Source organism: Agarivorans sp. D1326, assembly GCF_056958115.1.
Genome location: NZ_JBTWEN010000004.1, coordinates 191,458 through 212,696, shown reverse-complemented (window position 1 = coordinate 212,696; position 21,239 = coordinate 191,458). Strand labels below are relative to the sequence as shown.

General features: G+C 44.1%; 20 protein-coding genes. 4 read left to right on the top strand and 16 right to left on the bottom strand.

Translation table 11 applies throughout. The features are described from left to right. The first annotated feature begins 10 nt into the window (after positions 1–10). The gene (gene brxL / locus ACYFDN_RS09710) at positions 11–2,086 is read left to right on the top strand and encodes a protease Lon-related BREX system protein BrxL (protein WP_483510910.1); all 2,076 of its coding nucleotides are present in this window, start codon (positions 11–13) and stop codon (positions 2,084–2,086) included. A gap of 76 nt (positions 2,087–2,162) precedes the next feature. Here the strand turns inward: brxL and ACYFDN_RS09705 are convergent, their stop codons facing one another. From ACYFDN_RS09705 to ACYFDN_RS09660, 10 genes are all read right to left on the bottom strand, one after another. After that, the gene (locus tag ACYFDN_RS09705) at positions 2,163–3,383 is read right to left on the bottom strand and encodes a hypothetical protein (RefSeq protein WP_483510909.1); all 1,221 of its coding nucleotides are present in this window, start codon (positions 3,381–3,383) and stop codon (positions 2,163–2,165) included. Positions 3,384–3,864: 481 nt separating this feature from the next. Further along, positions 3,865–4,230, bottom strand: a complete 366-nt coding sequence (locus tag ACYFDN_RS09700) for a hypothetical protein (protein WP_483510907.1) — start codon at positions 4,228–4,230, stop codon at positions 3,865–3,867. Continuing rightward, positions 4,223–4,534 (bottom strand): hypothetical protein, encoded by a 312-nt coding sequence (locus ACYFDN_RS09695; RefSeq protein WP_483510906.1) that lies wholly within the window; start codon positions 4,532–4,534, stop codon positions 4,223–4,225. Before ACYFDN_RS09695 ends, ACYFDN_RS09700 begins: the two co-directional genes overlap by 8 nt. Positions 4,535–4,688: 154 nt before the next feature. Next, on the bottom strand, positions 4,689–5,006 hold the full coding sequence (locus ACYFDN_RS09690) for a hypothetical protein (RefSeq protein ID WP_483510905.1): 318 nt from the start codon (positions 5,004–5,006) through the stop codon (positions 4,689–4,691). After that, on the bottom strand, positions 4,987–5,310 hold the full coding sequence (locus ACYFDN_RS09685; RefSeq protein ID WP_483510903.1) for a hypothetical protein: 324 nt from the start codon (positions 5,308–5,310) through the stop codon (positions 4,987–4,989). Before ACYFDN_RS09685 ends, ACYFDN_RS09690 begins: the two co-directional genes overlap by 20 nt. 61 nt (positions 5,311–5,371) lie before the next feature. Further along, a complete protein-coding gene (locus ACYFDN_RS09680) occupies positions 5,372–5,575 on the bottom strand; it encodes a hypothetical protein (protein WP_483510902.1) in 204 nt (67 codons plus the stop codon). Between the two features lie 123 nt (positions 5,576–5,698). Next, positions 5,699–6,016 (bottom strand): hypothetical protein, encoded by a 318-nt coding sequence (locus ACYFDN_RS09675; protein ID WP_483510900.1) that lies wholly within the window; start codon positions 6,014–6,016, stop codon positions 5,699–5,701. 124 nt (positions 6,017–6,140) lie between these two features. Then, positions 6,141–8,711, bottom strand: coding sequence for a hypothetical protein (locus ACYFDN_RS09670; protein WP_483510899.1), 2,571 nt, complete (start codon positions 8,709–8,711; stop codon positions 6,141–6,143). Between the two features lie 399 nt (positions 8,712–9,110). Then, positions 9,111–9,383, bottom strand: a complete 273-nt coding sequence (locus ACYFDN_RS09665; RefSeq protein WP_483510898.1) for a hypothetical protein — start codon at positions 9,381–9,383, stop codon at positions 9,111–9,113. Next, positions 9,373–10,836 (bottom strand): hypothetical protein, encoded by a 1,464-nt coding sequence (locus ACYFDN_RS09660; protein WP_483510896.1) that lies wholly within the window; start codon positions 10,834–10,836, stop codon positions 9,373–9,375. The genes ACYFDN_RS09665 and ACYFDN_RS09660 overlap by 11 nt, the downstream gene beginning before the upstream one ends. A gap of 421 nt (positions 10,837–11,257) precedes the next feature. Between ACYFDN_RS09660 and ACYFDN_RS09655 the strand changes: the two genes are divergently transcribed. After that, positions 11,258–11,746, top strand: a complete 489-nt coding sequence (locus ACYFDN_RS09655) for a DUF2937 family protein (RefSeq protein ID WP_483510894.1) — start codon at positions 11,258–11,260, stop codon at positions 11,744–11,746. Between the two features lie 169 nt (positions 11,747–11,915). On the opposite strand, the gene ACYFDN_RS09650 is transcribed toward ACYFDN_RS09655, so the two are convergent. From ACYFDN_RS09650 to hydA, 5 genes are read right to left on the bottom strand one after another with little or no spacing between them, the layout of a single operon-like run. Beyond that, complete coding sequence (locus ACYFDN_RS09650; RefSeq protein ID WP_483510892.1) at positions 11,916–12,920, bottom strand: ABC transporter substrate-binding protein; 1,005 nt, start codon at positions 12,918–12,920, stop codon at positions 11,916–11,918. A 40-nt stretch (positions 12,921–12,960) separates the two neighbouring features. Continuing rightward, entirely contained in the window at positions 12,961–13,923 is a 963-nt protein-coding gene (locus ACYFDN_RS09645) for an ABC transporter permease (RefSeq protein ID WP_152784297.1), read from the bottom strand. Further along, entirely contained in the window at positions 13,916–14,803 is an 888-nt protein-coding gene (locus ACYFDN_RS09640) for an ABC transporter permease (protein WP_483510890.1), read from the bottom strand. Before ACYFDN_RS09640 ends, ACYFDN_RS09645 begins: the two co-directional genes overlap by 8 nt. A gap of 20 nt (positions 14,804–14,823) precedes the next feature. After that, complete coding sequence (locus ACYFDN_RS09635; protein WP_483510888.1) at positions 14,824–15,657, bottom strand: ABC transporter ATP-binding protein; 834 nt, start codon at positions 15,655–15,657, stop codon at positions 14,824–14,826. Between the two features lie 37 nt (positions 15,658–15,694). After that, positions 15,695–17,134: a dihydropyrimidinase gene (gene hydA / locus ACYFDN_RS09630; RefSeq protein ID WP_152784302.1), complete on the bottom strand. Its 1,440-nt coding sequence runs from the start codon at positions 17,132–17,134 to the stop codon at positions 15,695–15,697. A 448-nt stretch (positions 17,135–17,582) separates the two neighbouring features. Here hydA and ACYFDN_RS09625 point away from each other — a divergent pair, with 448 nt between their 5' ends. Continuing rightward, positions 17,583–18,851, top strand: a complete 1,269-nt coding sequence (locus ACYFDN_RS09625; protein ID WP_483510887.1) for a Zn-dependent hydrolase — start codon at positions 17,583–17,585, stop codon at positions 18,849–18,851. An 86-nt stretch (positions 18,852–18,937) separates the two neighbouring features. Here ACYFDN_RS09625 and ACYFDN_RS09620 read toward each other — a convergent pair whose 3' ends face one another. Then, positions 18,938–19,588: a TetR family transcriptional regulator C-terminal domain-containing protein gene (locus tag ACYFDN_RS09620; protein WP_483510886.1), complete on the bottom strand. Its 651-nt coding sequence runs from the start codon at positions 19,586–19,588 to the stop codon at positions 18,938–18,940. Between the two features lie 295 nt (positions 19,589–19,883). Here ACYFDN_RS09620 and ACYFDN_RS09615 point away from each other — a divergent pair, with 295 nt between their 5' ends. Next, complete coding sequence (locus ACYFDN_RS09615) at positions 19,884–21,239, top strand: NAD(P)-dependent oxidoreductase (protein ID WP_483510885.1); 1,356 nt, start codon at positions 19,884–19,886, stop codon at positions 21,237–21,239.

Genomic DNA, 21,239 nt, shown 5'->3' with positions numbered 1-21,239 from the left:
GAAAGCACAAATGACTTTTGAGCAGGAAAATAAAATAGCGGAAGAAGCAAGTGATATTAGAAGTGCTGACCTTGATGAATTGATGACTACAGAGTTTAAAGGTCGTGTTGTCCGTAAAGACTTAACTAAGCAGTTAAAAGAAGGGGCTAATGTACCCGTTTATGTCCTTGAGTATTTGCTGGGAATGTATTGTTCATCTGCGGAAGATGAACTCATCGACGAAGGCCTTAAGAACGTAAAGAAAATTTTAACAGAGAATTATGTTCGCCCTGATGAAGCTGAAAAAGCTAAGTCATTAATTCGTGAAAAGGGCACTCACAAAGTAATTGATAAAGTAACTGTAAAGCTTAACCAGAAAAAAGACGTGTATGAGGCAAGTCTTTCCAACCTGGGTATTAAAGACGCAGTAGTACCCAACAAGATCGTTAAGGAAAACGAAAAGCTACTTACTGGCGGCATTTGGTGCATTATTACGGTTAGTTATTTCTATGAAGAAGGGCAAAAAATATCTCCATTTAGTGTATTTAGCCTAAAGCCAATTCAGATGCCATCGATGAATATGGATGAGGTATATCAAGCTCGCCGTAAATTCACAATGGATCAGTGGATTGATGTTTTATTACGTTCTATTGGGATGGAGCCAGCTAATCTTGAGCAACGTTGCAAGTGGCACTTAATAGCACGCATGATCCCATTTGTTGAAAATAATTATAACGTTTGTGAGTTAGGCCCTCGTGGTACTGGTAAATCACATGTCTACAAAGAGTGCTCACCTAATTCACTGTTAGTTTCTGGTGGACAAACAACGGTTGCTAACTTGTTTTACAACATGTCTTCTCGACAAATTGGTTTGGTAGGCATGTGGGATGTTGTGGCTTTTGATGAGGTTGCTGGAATACGTTTTAAAGATAAAGACGGCATTCAAATCATGAAAGATTATATGGCATCAGGCTCCTTCTCTCGTGGCCGTGACTCAATTGAAGCTAAGGCCTCAATGGTATTTGTAGGTAATATTGATCACAGCGTTGAGACACTTGTTAAAACAAGTCACCTATTAGCTCCTTTCCCTGATGAAATGATTGATTCAGCCTACTTTGACCGTTTTCATGCTTATATTCCTGGCTGGGAAATACCTAAAATGCGTCCTGAGTTCTTCACAGATCGTTTTGGTCTAATCACAGACTACTTAGCCGAATATATGCGAGAAATGCGTAAAACCACTTTCTCTGACGCTATAGATAAGTTTTTTAAGCTTGGGAATAACTTAAATCAGCGAGATGTTATAGGTGTTCGTAGAACGACCTCTGGTTTACTTAAACTACTACTCCCTCATGGAGAGTACAGCAAGGACGATGTTAGAACCTGTTTAACTTATGCGCTTGAAGTTCGTCGTCGTGTAAAAGAGCAACTTAAGAAAATTGGTGGCATGGAGTTCTTCGATGTGAATTTCAGTTACATCGATAATGAGTCGTTAGAAGAGTTTTTTGTTAATGTACCTGAGCAAGGTGGAGCCAATATTATTCCTGCTGGCATTCCCAATCCTGGGGTTGTTCATTTTATTGATGAAGGAGCGGTAGGCAAACTAGGTGTCTATCGTATTGAGTCGCAAATGACTCCAGGTAATGGTAAACACTCAACTTCAGGCTTTGGGCCTGATACTTCGGCAAAAGAGCAAGTACGGGTAGGTTTTGAATACTTCAAAGGAAATCTGAATCGTATTGCAGCAAACTCTCGCTTCTCTGAGCATGAGTTCCACCTGCATTTTGTTGATTTACAAACGTCTGGAAATTGCTACGGCTCTAGTTTGGCGACATTGGTAGCTTCCTGTTCAATTTTGCTAAATAAACCTATTCAAGAACAGATGGTAGTGCTGGGTAGTATTACTTTAGGCGGCGTAGTAAACCCTGTTCAGGACTTAGCTTCTAGCATGCAAATAGCTTTAGAAGCGGGCGCGACAAAGATATTACTCCCAATGGCTTCAGCGGGTGATATTCCATCTGTTCCCGCAGAAACATTCACCAAATTTCAGGTAAGTTTTTATAGTGATCCCGTAGATGCCGTATACAAGGCATTAGGGGTTCAATGATTTTGGTATTGAGGTAGGCGGTTTTTTCGGGGGGGATTCCCCCGCATCCCGTTCATTTGAGAAACTGGCAAAGCTACTACGTACTTTTCTTTCTCTCTTTTTGCAGTGACTTCATTTCTACTTCGAGAGCTTTCATTTTTGCTAATAGCTCAGCTTCTTTCTTAGCTCTAGCTTCTTCAGAAATACGCTCAGCTTCTTCTTTTTCAGCCAAAGCTTTTCTCTGCATCTCCAATTCAGTCTTGATAGAGACATCCCTCATCCCTTGAATTCGCTCAATCCCGCCCAAGCCATCATATTTGCCAACAATCTCAAAAGTACCCAGCTTCTTATAGTTCTCAATAAGCTCTTCTTGTTTATCAAGAACGTGCTGATGAATGATAAAATCGCAAACAGCAATATCCTTATCTAGCTCACCAGGCTTAGTCTCATTCGCTAAGTGTCTTTCAACCAACTCAACCTGCTCTATGCTTAACTCAGCGCGGCGCTCCTTCTGACTCCTACGAAAGCGGCGCAACCTGACATATTCCAATTTTTCTTTAGGGAGCTTATCTTCCTCTTCTTTAATCTCTTCTTTCAGTTTTTTAATTCGAAGCTCAATACCTTCAATCTTCTCTTCATCAGTCATGCCTTTGCGGCCAAACGCCTTGCCATGCACTGATTGCTTTCTATCTTTTTCGTCAGTATTAATTTCTTCACCATCTAAGATGCGCTTGATACGTGCTTTATGTCGGCGAATTTTGTTCTCAAGGTTTTGGATGGTATCGGCTTTGGGCATACCTACGCGCTTATCTCCATCAACAGCAGGATCGCGCCACGCTTTAATTTCATCTATATCAGACTGCTTGTCGCTTGCGATTTCCTGAACTTGATGCAGAGCCGCGATAGCTTTATCCATCTCTTTCTTAGTTCTTTGCTCAAAGCCTTCAAGACTTAAGGATGGGCGGCCACGCTTAACCAATCCTTCTACTTCGGGCTGCTCAGGCTCGCCTTTCTTCAATGCTTCCACAGCATTATCATGCTTCAAGATTGCACGCTTCGCCGCACGACCAGCTTTATCTAACGCAGAAACTGGCTGACGGCCACGCTTCTTAAACTCTTCTACTTTTTTGCCACGCCCTTTTCCGTTGAGCGCAATTAGGAATGAATCACTATCTTGATACACAACATAATCAATACCAATTAAATCACGAACTTCCTTGCACTTAGCCTTAGCTTCTTCTTTGTCTACAAGCTCAGGCCAATTTGCCATTTTAAGTTTAAGAATGAGTGCTTTTAGCACTTCTGGTTGTGTGCTCATTTGTGCGCCTAATGAAGTTAATATAATTTTCCATATACTAACGCAAAAAACGGGCTTGACAATAAATATTTACCGTTTATAAAAGCGTCTCAGTTAAGAGCTAGGTGGCTTGTTCTGATAAAAAACACTCAATATGAGATTTCTGGATTTACTGAGATTGCCCTATGGCTCGTGTGGTTTTTCCGTGATGAACCGAACCTCCCTCTGTGATAATACCCATCATCGACAACGTTTCAATCTTCAAGGGAATTGTCGTCTACCCACTTAGCGATATCATCGTTAGGGGCTGTCAGCTATTGGCATAAAGGGGCCGAGAAATGACGAACGTTAATTGCATAATGTAAGGAGCGTTTGTGCAAAATATATACACCCACCTGAAATCTACCAAGTCTCAGCAGTAATATTTTCATTGCTACAGAATGAAATATAATTGCAAAAATAGACTTCTCATGGATTTTCCCTGCCCCAGCGGGCAGGAAGATTAATCCATTGAGTTCTCTTGGCCTTGGTTCTTTTCTCTGTTTCTAACCAACTCTCTGTTAATAAGCTTTGCTAGTCTTTTTTTGTTATCTTCTCCTCTGGCAAAATTCGCATCCAAGTCCTCGCCTTCAGCTTCCTCTCTAAGCACGTGCTTCAAGTCATCCCTTCTTGCTTTTAGCGTGTAGCGCTTGAGTTCACCTTGCTCGTTTACTCCTGTCATTGACTCCCAGACAATCTCTTTTCCCATTTCAAAGTGAATGACACTGAGCGAACATAGGGTTTTTAAAGCTTCTTTTGACGTACCCCAGTCATCATTAACTGCGTGAGGCGAGGGCGCTTCTTTGATTTCAATATTCAATTTAAGCATTTTCAAACTCCCTCTTTAGCTTTCTCATCTTCAAGCGCTTCAGCTCTTTGTACTTAGCATCTTCTTTAGCCTGAGCAGCTGCTTCAACTTCTGCATCTTCAGCCGCTTCTCTTGCCTCAAGCTCAGCTTCAGTTACTTTTTCGAAGATGCCTTTGCTAATCATCCATTCTAGCTTGCCGCGATTAAATACTTGCTCTTCACCTGTATCGCTGTTTCTGCACTTTGCTCTTTTTGCATTACAAGTAGTAACAGTGATTTCGAAGTTTTCAGTAGAGTGTCTGTAAGTGTTTGCTATCAATTTCATTTTCTTTGCCTTTGTAGTTTTTTGTTAGTAGTTAAGTAAATGCATTTATTTACTACCTATTAATGATCTGGCTGCTCCAATCTTAAACGCTGGGTATAATTAACCGCCTAATAGATGATGGCTAATGCCAAGTTAGAGTGGTTTTGAGCGCAAACTAGTGCGGTTTATCCAAATTTAATTTATCAAGTTCAGCATCAAGAGCAGCAGAGCCGTGTTTCATAATCAAGACTCTGCGTATGTCGCAAACCTGGCGCGTTGCTATCAAAGAAGTGCCTGACAAGACCACGTTATCCAGCAGGATTTCACCTTGGGGATTGTCAGGTCGAAACTTAGCGCGTATGGCACTTCTCCCGACTTTAAACGTCACATCCACATCCTCTGGATGCTCATCACTACCAATCATGATGCTGATGTTGCGATCTGGTACGTTGCTTTCAAATCGTTCAATGAATTTATCCACGGTCAATGGCATCCTCTATCTCCTTTGCGCTCAAACCTAAGAGTGCTCTGCCAACTTTTAGCAGCTCACCGTTTTCAAACTTAGTGCCTGTCAAGCCACCCACATCAAGGCCCACAAGACGAACATCTTCAATGTATTCAAAACCTTCTTCGCCTTCGCCATCTCGGAAATCGAAATTGACGATGACTTGGTGCGCTTGAGGTCTGTCAGAGAAGCAGAAGATAATAGTTCCTCGCCACTTACTCTTCATCATCATGCTCGCGTGGCGGTTGTTTTTCTGTTCTTTAAACTGTTTGTAGAAATCAAATGCGTGCAAAACTAGTCCTTTGTTGTTCAAAACTGGGGTAAAACTGTGCCTTTTTTATGGGGGCAGGGAATTAAGCCAGCGAGGCGTAGCTAACCTTTAAGAGTGCTTCCCATTCCTCCACTTCATCTTCTGTGTAGCCCTGGATGCCTCGAAGTTCTATATGTTCTGCTAGCTCTTTCTCGCTCACTAGCATTGCAGTCATGAAGCATGTGAAGTGACGCTGATCCATTTCTTTCTGTTTATTGTTTGAGGTCATCTGAATTACTTCGCCCATTTAATCAAACCTATATTATTTACTCTTTAATATTATAGCAAAGGAGTAGCGGAATAGCAATTACAAAGCAAGCTTTTCCTTGATTTATTTACCGTTTATTTGGTATTAAAAATGTTCGGTTAATTAACTCGCAATTTGTAGATTGTAAGTAGGCTCAACCAAGCCTGAATTTAGTAGAAAGTTATTCCAGAAGCGACTAGGAACAAGGTGGCCAACCATCAGGGCTTTAATCGCATAGTGTTTTGACAACAACGCAATCTCAGCAAGTTTTTTGACATCAATGCGTTGCTCATCCATAGCAAAATACTGATTACTACGGGAAGAAGTGGTAGTGATACCAAGGCGCTCAGCCAGCTCTCTCATCTGCTCGCCAGTAGGCGGCTGGTCGGGAGTAATCCCAATTTCTCTAAATAGCTGTTCAAACTCTTGTTTCACTTTCATCCTCTTCTCTCTTTTGATCTTTTACCATTTAATATGATTCTGCAGTGAATTTTATACAGGTACAATAAAAAACGGTAAATAAACTTAGCGATATTGATTTTAAATTTAGTGTATAGAGAGGGTGTTACCCCTCTGCTACAAAGTATGCTTCCACTTGTTCAATGCTCATCACTTCTTCAGCCATCAAGGTCTTTTCAGGCTGAGCAGCAGGCGCTTCCATCTCAATGCTTTCCCCAAGAAGCTCTTCTTTGCTGTCAAACTTCATCGGACCAACAACTTCGGGCTTAAAGCAGAATGCGCCTCTTTGAGTTAGCTGTCTTCTAGCCAGAATCTCCGCAATCTCTTTCAAGTTAGTTACATTGCGTCCTTTCTTGCCGCCGTGCTCTTTACGCTTAGTTGGTTTGGTAACAAGACCTAGCATCTTGAAGAATCTATTAACCCAAAGGCCTGCTGAGTGCAGGGTGTACTCTTTGTTCTCAATATCTACACCAAGGCCGAGCATGTTCCATCTCGCCGCGTTCTTTCTCTCACGTAGATAGCTAACTACGTTTAGAGCATCTTCACTAACATACGCACAACCACTCATTGAGAAGTTAAGAAGCTCAAATACATTTGATAGCAACTCGTTCTTAATACTCCAGTGTCTGCTGCTTCTGCCATTGGCCTCGACATATTCATCCAGTCTTCTTGCTTTAAAAGCATCAGCAAGACCGCACTCAATTAGAGGCAGGAAGCGTTTTGCTTGGCCTTCTTTCCAGATTGCTGCTAACTTAGGTGTCAGCTCGTTTGCGCACAACTCTTTTTTGGCATCAAACTTATCTAGCGCGTAGCGGTCTGCAAATGTCATTTTCTGAGAAGTTCTTAAGCTGTCAGCTTCTTCTTTGTCGATCACTCTAGCTTCGCTGATGCCCTGTTGGTACGCCTGGGTGCTAGCTCTAGCTGTTTGCGCCTTGTTTTTCTTAGCTTCAGCTCTTACTTCGGAGTCAGCTACATTGTGCGCAATGCAGACCTCAAACCCAGCATCTTCAAGCGCTATCACCATACTGCTTTGAATGCTTTTTGCTGCGAAAGCATTTGCTTGATTGACATCAAACTTGAAGCTCTCGTAATCGCGCATGTGCGGTGCTGTAGCAGCTAGCAACGCGTCCTTGCTAGGAGTTCTTGGTTGCTCATTCTTATCCGCGATACCAACGAAGATCTCCTTGGCTGGGCGGTATCTTCTTAGCATTTGGATGGCGTTGCTAGGAGTGGTTACACCGTAGAACAAGCCAAATACTGCATCCAAGTGCTTGGCTGTGATGCTCACGCTTGAACCCATAGCTGGGGTCCACGCAATCACCCTGTAATTCTTAATTTCTTTATCTGGATTAGCTAGGAACTTATCCTGTCTGTCTGAGCTTTTGTTGTCTGACTCGATGTAAAGCACATCCTCTGCTGTATCAACATCAATACCAAGCTGTTTCATTAATCCTCTGAACTGCTTCTTGTTGTCGATAGCGATGCCAACCTTCTTGCCGTCTACGACTGCTTGCTTGAATTGCTCAGAAGTGGCTGCAACATGGTCGAGATGTGCTTTTATGCCATTCTTGCGCTCAGCTTTAACCTCTAGGATTTGCGGAGTGCGACCACAACTCAACATGAACTGAACAGTTGCATCATTGATGTCGGCGTCAGTTCCTACGATTAGGTCTGTTGTCTCGCACAATCCTTTGAAGTTCTCGTAAACACGAAGAGCGCCAAACATGTTGTCACCAGCCAGGGCTTCGATGGTTTTGGTTACTTCTTCAAGAAGGAGTGCTTTGCTGTCGTCTGCAAACTCTTTTAAATGCATTTTATTAAGGCTGTTAATAACTACATTAAGCGCCTCGCCCGACTCGATGTCAGTAAGCGAATCCTCAAGGTAGTGGGTCATTTTTTTGCCTTTCTTGCAGCTCTGAACAAAGTAGCTGATAGCCCTGAGATGCGAGACAAACACTGGCTTACTGCCATCTTTCATCTTACGAGCAGCAGTTGGAAGCATTACTTTTGAAGTCTTGCCTGAGCCGTGAGGAGTTTTAATTAGATATACGCCGCTGTTCTGATTGCTGATGTAGCGACCAAGCTTAGACATAGATGCAAACTGCTTAGTTTCTAGCTGGCCGCGTAGAGATGGACTGATGTCGTATGTCTTGCGAACTTTTGCCACATTGGCTTCATGAGACTTGGTTAGTAGCTCGATCACCTGGTTCTCGATCACAGGGCTGCGAAGAGATTCTGGGATTACTTCGCTGATAAGCTTCGCCGCATCTTGAACACTGCGTAAAAATGGCACTTCTTTAGAAAGAGCAAAAGCAGCTCCATTTACATCTTCCACCAAAAAGTACTTGCAAGATAATTTACAGTTTAATAGCTGTCTTTCGGTGAAAGATAGAGAACCTGTGCTGTGCAACTCCTCTGTATCAGTGTTAAGTAAATCAACCCTAGTGCTTGTCGCAATGCGTACAAGTTTTGACTGGTTTGCATTTGTGCATACAAGCGTAGGTACGATGCGTGCATCTGTATAGTAGTCAACCACATTCTTTATTTTGCCAGGCGCAATTGCCAAGGGTTCTAAGCCGCCTGCGTCTTGCTCATCAACACATACATAAACACTCTCTTCAATAGTGCCTTTCAGATAGTGCTGTGCGTTTCTCTTTGCCTTTAGTTCGTATTTCATTTTCACTTCTATTGTCTATTTATATACATGATAGCACTGTAAAAAATAAAAAGCAAGAAATAATAAACCGTTTTTTAAAGTACTTGCAAAGGTACTCGCACGAGATTTATGTGTGTTTTGTTTTTTTGATTGCTGGCGCAATCGACTATCCAGTGTGGCTTCCTCACCTGGTTGAGTAATACTGCTCGATCTCTTTTACTTATAAGAAAGGTCGAGCACTTTTTTGAATTAAGATAGTATTTAGCAATGTTGTTCGAATTAAGATTAAATAAAAAACGGTAAATAAATTGCAATTTGGCGAGGTTTTGCTACTATATAAATGTGGCTGGCTCTTCACTTTGCCTTTGCGTTAGTCGCCACTTCTTCACTCAGCCCCGCCACGTGCGGGGTATTTTTTGTCTATTTCATCCCGAATGCTTTGTCAAAGTCTTGCTGTTCAGCTGTCATCTTTTCATCAGCAACAACATCATATGACCAGAACCACTTCGCTTGCTTAGTTCTATCGTCTTTGACATCGTTGATAATTACTTTAATCGCAAAGCCAGCAGCCTCGCTTCGTGCTTGAGCTTCTTTAGCCACTCTTGCAACTGTCTCCAATTGCTCGGATGTCATCTCATCAGGAGAGACGCGGGTATGCATATATTTGGTGTGTTCCAAAAATCTAGTAATCATCGCCTTTGCCAATTTCGCTTTTATCCGCCTCGCCAACCATACCGCCAGCGCAAATCTCTTGGTTAAATACCGCTAGTTGCTCTTCAGTCAAGTACGCTGCTGCACGGTTCTCAGCTCGATATGCTTTGTAGAATTTATGGATCGTGTTGACGCTGTTACCCACCTGGTCTGCAACCATGTGGGCCGCCACACCTTTGTCTAGTTTCTGGTTAATGTACTCATGTCTAAAATCATAAAGGATGTACTCTTGAGAGAGCTTGCTGCCGAGATACTCTTGATACTGCTTAAAAGAGTTTGCGAAATTAGGCTTTCTGTTTGACTCGGTGCGAAAAATGTAGTCATTAGCTTTGCTTTCATCTGCAATGATTTCGCTAATAGTCACGCGAATGCCGTAGCGGAGGTAATATAAGCCCTCGATTGTCGTGACAGCTTCGGGTTCAAGAAGGATTTCACGCCCACCCTTGATTGTTGTGCCTCCGCCCCTAGCATTTTCTTTTCGCACCATCTTGCCGCGAGTGATCGAGGCTTGATAATGAATCTTGCCTGTTTCTCTGTTCTTGATTTTGGTGAGGTGGCCCCATTTAATCCCTAGCGGCTCTTCACCTGTCCGCACGCCTGTTGTACACAAGAAGTTAATATAAAAAGGGAGTTGGGCGCGGATATGGCGGCTGATGTGTTTTGGCGCGTTGGGAACAAATGCCTCCAAGTTTGTAAAAATTACTTTTCGGTCAGCTGGGGCAAGCGGCTTGCCGCTGATGGTTTCATTGTAAGGAAAAACGGGCACTTTAGGGGAAGCTCCTGTGTATCGCTCTACTAATGCACGCTTAAAGATTAGCTCGAGACAGCGCTTTAGATTGGTAGCAAATGTTTTCTTTTTTGGCACAAAGTCGTAATCCGCCCACTTTAACAGCGCTGGCTCATCTACTGCCCCAATGCGTTGACCTTCAAATCTTGGTCTGATGTGGTTTTTAATGATTCCCAAGTGGGTTTTTTCTTGGCAATCGAACTTACCCGTATGTCCGTCTGCCTTAGCAGCACTCAGTTTCTGGTTGCAGACGATCCTTAACTGCTGAGAAACTTCATCACAGACTTTTTGCCACATGATGTCTCGGTCTGTTCCGCCCCTCGGCTTGTAAGTCCCTGCATCTAGCTCAGCTCGAACTCTGCCAGCAATTACGCCAGCCTTGATTTTTGCTCTCTCAACATCCTTCTCTCCCGTGCTTTCTTTATGATAGTCACCGAACGGAAGAGGGCGCTTAACTCTAACCCACCACTTCGAGCTTGTTTGCCGATAAATCACCACACCTTCAGTGATTTTGTAGCTCTTCGGTTCACCGTCACCTTCGGCTTTTTCAACAGTGACTTTTTCAGCTGCATCGAGAGCGGCGCGCAGTGCATCGACATCATGGATGCTTGCCAATTTGCTTATTAAATCTCCGAACTCGCTACTCACCTACAACTCCATTTTGAGCACAAAAAGCAATAGTGTTAGAATAGCACGTACACTGTGCAAATGTATGATTCATGTATGCAAGTACTTTGAACGTAGATAAATACACTTAAAAATCAGTTGTTTGGTTGAAATTGTAACGGATTCAAAATCCCCCGCTAGTGATAGCGTGCCGGTTCAAGTCCGGCCTCTGGTACCATATTTAGAAAAAGCCGTCCTAGTGACGGCTTTTTTGCGTTTTGATGCCGGCGTTTTCCCTATGTGTGCCATCATTTAGCCCAATCGGACTTCAATCAAATAGCTTGAACAAGCAATCTTGTTTCAAGTGCTTATTCGTGAGCGTTGTCAATCAATGGCTTTGAAGTAAGCTCTGACTTCGCTTATTGTTCTTGTCTAGCATAGGTTGTTAAGAGGGCGCGATTTGTTGGTTAATACCTTAGACAAGGTTTTGTTTGCGGTTCTGTTGTTGGGCTTTATGCAGTTGCCGCTGTTAAGCAATCATTACTTACAGTTTGTCAGTGGCCAACATGATGTATTGCAACAGCAAGTGGACAACTTTCAACAGAATGCTGAGTTGCACCAATACTCAAGCATTGACGCGATGATTGATGACTTTAAGAATAACTCTAACTTGGCGGTGCGCACAGACGCCGAGCAAAAACAGCAAACCATGTATGAATACGAGGAGCTGAACCAAGCCATTATCGTTTTTGAGCAAGGCACTTATTATCAGAAAGCCAAATACATGTTTAGCCCTCAGAGATGGGAAACGCTTGAAAAAGTACTCGCTAACTTCAAACCTGGTATATCTTTAGAGCCATTATTCTTAGCCTATAGTGGATTGGCCGCTTTGTTGTTTGGCGGCCTGCTGATGTGGCCGATTAGAAGGGCGGGGCGGACACTGAAGTCTTAATACTAATCGTACTAAGTAACTGTTCATTCTATCTGGTTTATATACTCGATAACTGCGTTATTTCTGATCACTTACTTAGTGTGATTGGTATAAGTGAGAAGCCGTTACCAGACGAAAGCAAAAAGGCTGCATTAAGCAGCCTGTGGATTAGCTAAGTCTGATTATCTCTTTATAGTTTTGCTGCTGCTTCGAATACTGCATGAGTGTAGGCGCCTTCCGGCTTCTTGGTGATTACCGGCGTTGAATCACTATCCAGTAAAACATTCACAGTACGGTCAAAGGCTGCTGGGTCCAAGTAGCCGATACCTTTATCACTGCTGGCCAGCAATTTGGCTACTTCGTTAGCCATGCGAATTTGGTGCTCCTCTGTTTGAGCGCCAGTATCATCGTAATCCAATACTATTAGGCCTGCTTCTTTAGGATTAGCTGCCGCCCATTCCCAGCCTTGAATCGTTGCTTTTAAAAACTTGGCATAGGTAGCTAGTTTTTTACTGTCTTTTAAGCTGTCTTCTAGTACATACAAGCCGTCTTCTAAAGTAGCTACGCCTTCTTCTTCATACTTAAACAGCATCAGTTCTTCATTGCTTAAACCGCCATCTAACACTTGGCCATATTCGTTGTAAGTCATGGTTGAAACACAATCTGCTTGGCCTTGGAAGATGGGGTCTACATTAAATCCTTGTTTTAGAACTGTAACTCCATTTTCGCCACCTGTTGTGTCATAGCCTAGTTTAGACATCCAGCTCAAGAACGGGTATTCGTTACCAAAAAACCACACTCCTAAAGTTTTGCCTTTAAAGTCGGCAGGGCTAGAAATTCCGCTAGATTTCAAACAGGTTAACATCATGCCCGATTTGCCATAAATCTGCCCTATGTTAACTAGTGGTAAGCCTTTTTCTCGTGTTGCTAATGCAGAGGGTAGCCAGTCGACAACTACGTCGGCTCCGCCACCGGCAAGTACTTGCGCTGGGGCTATATCGGGTCCACCTGGTTTAATGGTTAAATCAATTCCCTGGTCTTGGTAAAAACCCTTGTTTAGCGCTACGTAGTATCCAGCAAACTGAGCTTGAGTTACCCACTTTAGCTGTAAAGTCAGCTTCTCTGCTGCAGATGTCCCAAAACTAGCTGCAAGTAATGCAGCGCCTGATGCCAATGAAATCAGTTTCTTATTCATAGTTAATTCCCTTTATTGCAACAATGCCTGAGTGTGTAAATTAGCGCTTATGGCTTCCTCTAAAAGCGGGATGCCAAAACAGTAATGACCTTTCTAAAAGAGCCAAGGCTCCGTAACTTAAGGACCCCGCAATTGCCGCAACAACAATCGTGGCCCAAACCATATCCATGTTCATTCGGCCTACTTCAGTAGAAATCCGAAAGCCCATACCTACGATAGGTGTGCCAAAAAACTCAGCCACAATTGCGCCAATAAGTGCCAGCGTAGAGTTGAGTTTTAAGGCGTTAAAAATGAAGGGCAAAGCCTGTGGTAGTTGGCTTTTTATAAAAATCTGTGACTTGTTAGCAGCGTAGGTATGCATGAGGTCGTTATGAATGGCGTCGGTTGACTGTAAACCCGCAAGCGTATTAATAAACATTGGGAAAAATGTCATAACTACAATCACTGCCGCTTTTGATTGCCAGTCAAAGCCAAACCACATAACCATGATAGGCGCGATACCAACAATTGGGATCGCCGACATAAAGTTCCCCAATGGCACTAAACCTGCTCGCAAAAACCGGCTTTTTACTGCCACTTGAGCGACTATGAATCCAGCGCTGCAACCTAGGAAGTAACCCGCCAATACTGCCTTTAAATAAGTTTGTTTAAAGTCGGCCCAAAACATCGGTAAGTTGTTAGTTAAACTATAAAAAATATCGCTAGGTGCTGGCAGCAACACTGCAGAGACGGCAAAACCTACCACTATGCTTTGCCAAGTAAGCAGTAGCATAAAGGCAAACAAGCTAGGCACTAGTACCTTAGTAACGGCAGCGTAGCTAGGGCGAGTTTCGGCCAGTTGTGTCAGCTGACTGAGTAAGGCCGCAACAGCATAAGCAGATACCGCAAGCAGCATTAGCAAGGCTGGCGATTGTTGATAGAAGCCTTGTTCACTTGAGCTTACTAAGGCTAGTTGGCCTGCCAATAGGCTGAGGTAAACGATGGTTAAAACATACTTAGGCATTGCTCAGCCCTCCGCGACGTTTTAGCAAGGCTGTTTCTGCTAGGTTAACTATCCATACCAGTAATGAGCCAAGGAGTGCTGCCATGATCAGCGCTGCCCAAATTTGTTGCGTTTGGCCATAGTAAGAGCCACTTAACAAGCGAGAGCCCAAACCACCTTGGGCACCTGTTGGTAGTTCGGCAACAATGGCCCCCACTAATGCGGCCGCAATGGCAACTTTTAAACTGGCAAATAAGTAGGGCTGCGCCGAATACCATCTAAGTTTCCAAAACGTTTGTAAAGCGCTGGCATTATAGGTGTGCATAAGTTCTACATGCAGAGTGTCTGAGGCGCGCAATCCCTTTACCATGCCAATGGTGACTGGGAAGAAAGACAAGTACATAGAAATAACCGCTTTAGGTAATACCCCGGTGATATTAAGCGCGCCTAATACCACCACAATAATCGGGGCAATAGCGAGTATTGGAATGGTTTGGGAAGCGATAATCCAGGGCATTAAACTCGCTTCTAAGGTCTTGTTATGAACGATGCCAATGGCAATCACAATGCCTACAACAGAGCCCAATAAGAAACCAAGCATGGTGGAGTTTAAGGTGATTAAGCTATGGTGAACTAAGGAGCGCTTAGAGCTAATTGCCGTATCAAAAACCGACTTTTTTAACTCTAAGGCTACTTGATGTGGGGCCGGCAGCATGGGGCGTTTTACTTGATAGGCTTGGCTAATAACTTGGCTGTATGTCCACTGTTGTTTTTTCCGTTCTAGCTGGTTGATTAACTGGTTACCATTCATCAGCAAGGCAGCGATATACCAAATGCCAATAATGGCCAAAATCATACTGACGACTGGTAGCCAACTGGCGCGGAAGTTGAGGTTTTTCATATCACTACTCTCCCATGAATCTAATCAATGGCATGGTCGTTGGCTAGGGCGCTACGAATTTCGGCAGCCAATTGATGAAAAGCCGCTTGGTCGCGTAGTGCCAGTGTTTTTAACCTAGGCAAGGGGCTCTCAATCACTTTTACTATTCGCCCTGGTCGCGGGGACATCACCACGATATGGGTGGAGAGAAGCACCGCTTCGTCGATAGAGTGAGTAACAAATACCACGGTTTTCTGTGTTTCCTGCCAGATGCGTAGTAACTCCATGTTCATGTGGTCACGGGTAATTTCATCTAGAGCTCCAAAGGGCTCATCCATTAGCAGTAATTGCGGATTAATGCATAAAGCACGGGCTATTGAGGCGCGTTGTTGCATGCCTCCAGATAGCTGCCAAGGAAACTTGTTGTGAAAGTCTTGTAGGCCAACCATTTTCAGGTTTTTATCAATCTGCTTTTGTTGATGAGCACCAGACTGACCCGATATCTCCATTGGCAGGGCGCAATTTTGTTGAATAGTGCGCCATGGCAGCAGGCCTGGCGCTTGAAATACGTAGCCATAAAGTCGATTAAGTCGGGCGTCTTTAGGAGAAGTGCCGTCTACTTTGATACTGCCAGAAGTGGCTTGTTCTAAGTCGGCAATTACCCGCAATAGGGTGGTTTTACCGCAGCCCGATGGGCCAATAAATGAAACGAAGTCGCCTTCGTTAATGTTCAAGTTAATGTTTGAAAGCGCATTAACTGGGCCATCGTTAGTCTCGAATACCAGCGAAAGGTCTTCTACCGATATCATCGAACGTTTGAGTTCAGCAGCTTGGTCTATTGTCTGTTCATCCATGACTTGTTTAATTGCTAGCATTGTTGTCCCTCTATCTTGCGATTAACTCGGTAAATAATTAGCGCTGTACTGGCACTGGAGTATTTGCCTTATTAAATTTTTCCACGGCATCAAAAATAGAAGGGAAAGCGGGTCGTTTTATGTAGCGCCCGGCTCCTTCCTCTACAAACAACTGACCATCTTTAAATACCACCTTACCTTGGCTAATAGTGATGTGAGGTGCGCCGGTAACAGTGCGCCCTTCAAAGATATTAAAATCAATTTTCTGGTTATGGGTGGCGGCCGAGAGGGTATGTTTTTTCTGAGGATCCCAGATAACGATGTCGGCATCTGAGCCCGCAGCAATGCTACCTTTTTGTGGGTAAATATTGAATATTTGGGCCGAGTTAGTCGATGTAACCGCGACAAATTCTTGCTCGCTTAAACGACCTTGATTGACGCCCGAATCCCAAAGCACCATCATTCGGTCTTCTACGCCGGCAGTGCCATTGGGGATTTTGCTAAAGTCATCTTTCCCAGCCGCTTTTTGCTCAGCGCAAAAACAGCAGTGGTCAGTAGCGGTAGTTTGTAATGTGCCACCTTGTAGTGCTTTCCATAATACCTCTTGGTGACCTTTAGGTCGGAAAGGCGGGCTCATAACATGAGCTGCGGCAGTCGCCCAATCAGTGCTTTGATAAACGCTGTCATCTAACTCTAAATGTCCGGCTAAACACTCGCCGTAAACCCGCTGGCCTTCATGGCGAGCTCTGGCTATTTCATCTACCGCTTCTTTACATGAAACGTGCACTAAATACAGTGGTACGCCCAGTGACTGTGCGATACGGATCGCCCTGTTGGCGGCTTCGCCTTCTACTTCGGTAGGCCGAGAGAGTGGGTGAGCTTCTGGGCCAGTCATGCCAGCTTCAAGCAGCTTTTGTTGCAGGTGATAGACAAGCTCGCCATTTTCCGCATGAACCGTAGGCATAGCGCCTAACTCTAAGCAGCGATTGAAGCTGTTCACCAAGGTTTCGTCTTCCGCCATAATGGCATTTTTATATGCCATAAAGTGTTTAAAGCTGTTCACTCCATGTTCGTTAACTAACAGGCCCATATCTTGGTATACGCTGTCGTCCCACCAGGTTACCGCTACGTGGAAAGAGTAGTCAGCTACCGAGCGCGAAGCCCAATCTCTCCAAGTATTAAATGCTTCCATCAAGGGTTGCTGAGGATTGGGGATCACAAAGTCGATAATCATGGTGGTGCCGCCGGCCAAGCCAGCAGCAGTGCCGCTATAGAAGTCTTCGCTTGCCACTGTTCCCATAAACGGAAGCTGCATGTGAGTGTGCGGATCGATACCTCCAGGCATCACCAGCTTGCCTTTGGCGTCGATGACTTCGGCATCGTCGGGAACGCTTAGGTTCTCGCCTACTGCTTTAATCAAACCGTGTTCACAGTAAACGTCGGCAAATATGCTTTGATCAGCGTTTACTACCTTTCCACCTTTTATTAATAAACTCATGGCTCACAAACTCCATTTCGACTTGCTTAAAGACAACACCATGCTTGAGGTGTTTGTCTATCTCTTTTGAGGTATTTATGCTTATGCAATCTGCTGACCATGTGGACAGAAGTTGTATTTGAGTATGCTGTAAGCCGCGTACTTACTTGGCTTGAGTGCTTAAAGTGGCAGTGTTTGTAGAGCTTGGCAAAGAAGGCTAACGCCTCAAGGCTGGGCGGTTAAGCCCAATATTAGTGCATAAAAACTGAGCGATTTACTCGGGAATTAACTGTTTTTACTGATGTTATTTGTATGTGGTTTAATTATATCTAAATAAATCAATGGCTTATGTGTTTGTGGTTTATATCCTGTCCGCGTGGTCAGTAGTTTGCATGTGTCCACCTCGTATAGAACTGATTTGTTACTTCACTGCTTAGTACTAGGCATAGTTTGGTTATTGGAGGCCATGATGAGTAGCTTTAAAATTAATAGTGACCGCTTGTGGGACAGTTTAATGGAAATGGCAAAAATAGGTGCCACAGCCAAAGGGGGGTGCAAGCGCTTAGCCTTAACTGATCTCGATAAGCAAGGTCGCGAGCTTTACATTAAGTGGGCTGAAGAAGCCGGGTGTACGGTAAGTGTTGATCAGGTTGGCAACATATTTTGTGTACGCCCCGGTGAGGATATGAGTTTAGCGCCTGTTGGAACAGGCAGTCACTTAGATACTCAACCTTCGGGTGGTAAATTTGATGGGGTTTTCGGCGTACTATCCGGCTTAGAAGTGGTGCGCTCACTCAATGATCTTGGTATTAAAACCAAACATCCTATTGAAATATCGGTGTGGACTAATGAAGAAGGCTCGCGATTCGCACCAGCAATGATGGGGTCTGGGGTGGTGTCTGGCCGCTTTAGTCTGCAAGAGATATTGGACAGTCGTGATGTTGATGGTTTGCGTTTAGGTGACGAGCTGCAGAGAATTGGCTTTGCCGGAGATGTTCCAGTAACCGGCAGACAGTTCCATGCCTTTTTCGAAACGCATATTGAACAAGGCCCCTATTTAGAGGCGGAAGAAAAACAGATTGGCGTGGTGACCGGAGGTCAGGGGCAGCGCTGGTTTAATGCTACGTTAACGGGTCGAGAGTCACACGCTGGTACTACTCCAATGCACTTGCGTAAGGATGCGCTGTTGGCCAGTACTCAGCTCATTCAAAAGGTAGAAGACATTGCTAAAGCTCACCCTCCGGGGTGTGGAACCGTAGGCTTTGTTAATGTTACGCCCAACTCTAGAAATACCATTCCCGGTAAAATTGAAATGAGTATTGATTTACGCCACCCCTTGGATGAAGAGCTAAGTGCTATGGATAAAGAGCTGAGTGATTTTGTTGCTGAGTTAGCCGCGCAAACTGAAGTAGCAATTGAGCTTGATCCGTTTTGGTATTATGAGCCTATTCACTTTGACAAAGCGTGTGTCGAAGCAGTAAGAAATGCGACGGCCAAACTAGGGTACAGCCATATGGATATTATCGCTGGTGCCGGACACGACGCCTGTTATGTCTCCGACTTTGCGCCTACTGGAATGATTTTTACCCCTTGTCTAGGTGGGATTAGTCATAACGAAATTGAGAGCACGACCCAAGAAGAATGTGAAGCAGGCTGCTCGGTATTATTAAATGCCATGCTGACAATGGCTGAACAAGTTAGTGAAGATAGTACGATGCTGGCAAGTGATTTGGCTTGAACTTAAATTAACGAAAAAAGCTAGCCAGAGTACTGAGTAATATTGCTTGCTCTGTTGGTTTCGCGTGGTGTTAAGCTATTGTTTTATTAGAATAGTTTAACGCCACAACCTTTAAGTACCATGCGTGTGAGAAACTCAACGCCTTCCTCGTAGTCGCTTTCTTCCAACTTCTCTTTATCCATCATCATACTGCTTTGCATTGCATAATCGGCGTAAGCCTGAGTAGACGACCAAATCATAAATAGCAGGTGCTCTGGGTTGATGGGATCCATCCACTGCTTGGCGATCCATTCCCTAAATACCTGACAGGTTTTATCAAACTGTTGTTTTAGCTCGGTGGCTAATTGCTCACGCAAGTAAGGCGCACCATGCAGGATTTCGGCAGCAAATATTCGAGAGGCATTTGGGTGATCTTTAGATAGCGTCATTTTTTGCAATATGTATTGGCGTAGCGCCAGCTTGGGGTGGTTATCGGCTGTCATCTCATCCATGTGGCTCATCCAAACCACCAACAGTTGGCTTAAAACACCCTTATATAAGGCTTCTTTAGTTTTGAAGTAATAGAGCACATTTGCTTTGGGTAAGTTAGCTTCGGCTGCGATGGCTGCAATGGTAGTAGCGCTATAGCCATTTTGAGCAAATAGCTTTTCTGCTACCTCTAAGATTTGCTTCAAGTTGTCTTTGCGAATATCGGCGAGCTTACGGCGTTTTGCTTTGCCTGGCGGCGGAGTTTTCATACTAATTAGTTTCTCAATGTAAGAGCACTTATTGCACTATTATGTAGCTGTTTGCCTTTAAAGTGAGCAAGTAGCCTAACTAAAGCATACCGTGTAATTGCAGCAGTTGTAATAGTGCTAAGTTATTTTTAGCTGGAAAGTGACTTAATTATCCATAAAAAACAAATGGATATGATGATATTGATTGTTTCAAAGTAATCTTCTGACCGGGCGGTCAGGAGGTGGCATGGGCTTTGCCTTATTTTTATACAACTAGAGATGCACGTCTCAGTAATAAAAAAGATAAGGAGATCCCATGGTGATGAGTATGGAGAAGCCGCAAGGCTATTCGCAACAGCAGCTAGCGCTTGATCAAATGTTCAAGGACATCAACCCTGCGTTAAGTGCCCGCCAAGCCGGAATAGAAAGTTCGCGTTGTTATTATTGCTACGACGCGCCTTGCATAACCGCTTGCCCTTCAAAAATTAACATTCCTAGTTTTATTGCCAGTATTCATGCTGATGACTTAACTGGCGCAGCCAAAACCATTTACCAAGAAAACATTATGGGTGGCAGCTGTGCGCGGGTGTGTCCAACGGAAATACTGTGTGAACAAGCATGTGTTCGAAACAAAGAACAAGAACAGGCTCCGGTGAAGATTGGCCTATTGCAACGTCATGCGACAGACAATGCAGTATTTGTTGGTCATCCCTTTAAGCGTGAAGCTGCCACTGGAAAAACCGTAGCTGTTGTAGGGGCTGGGCCAGCCGGTTTAAGTTGTGCTCACCGTTTAGCGATGTTGGGTAATGATGTGGAAATTTTCGAAGCTGCATCCAAAGCGGGTGGCTTAAATGAGTATGGCATTGCCAAATATAAGCTCACCGATAACTTTGCCCAAAAAGAAGTGGATTTTATATTAAGCATCGGCGGTATTACCTTACATACCGAAACAGCTTTAGGAAAAGACATCAGCCTAGAGCAACTAAAAGACAAGTTTGATGCGGTGTTCTTGGCCTTGGGCCTACAAGATGTGCAGTCATTAATGTTGGTGAACGAAGTACATCCTCAAGTGATTAATGCTGTTGATTTTATTAGAGAGTTGCGCCAAGCCAGTGACCTAAATCAACTCGATATCCCGCCGGAAAGCGCAGTGGTTATTGGGGCGGGCAATACCGCAATAGACATGGCATGCCAGCTTAAACGTTTAGGCACCGAAGAAGTTACCTTAGTTTATCGCCGTGGTGAAGAGCAAATGAGCGCCACCAAACATGAACAACAAATTGCTAAAATTCATCAGGTGAGAATAAAAACCTGGGCCAAACCCGAGAAGATTAACCTCGACCATGATGGCGTGCTACGCAGTATGACCTTTAGGAAAACCTATAGCGAAGACGGGCAATTAAAAGATAGCGAGCAAACCTTTGATATTGCTTGCTCTGCTGTGTTCAAAGCGGTGGGGCAAAAATTTGCTTACCCCGAAAAAGAGCAGCTAATTCCCACTCTAAGTAACGGCAAAATCACTACCGTAGGCCAGCATGTTACCAGCCTAGATGGCGTGTTTGCTGGTGGCGACTGCACCGCAGAGGGACAAGATCTTACTGTTGAAGCTGTTCAGCAAGGCAAGTTAGCTGCCTTAGCGATCCATCAACATATTAATTCGGTAGAGGTGTGA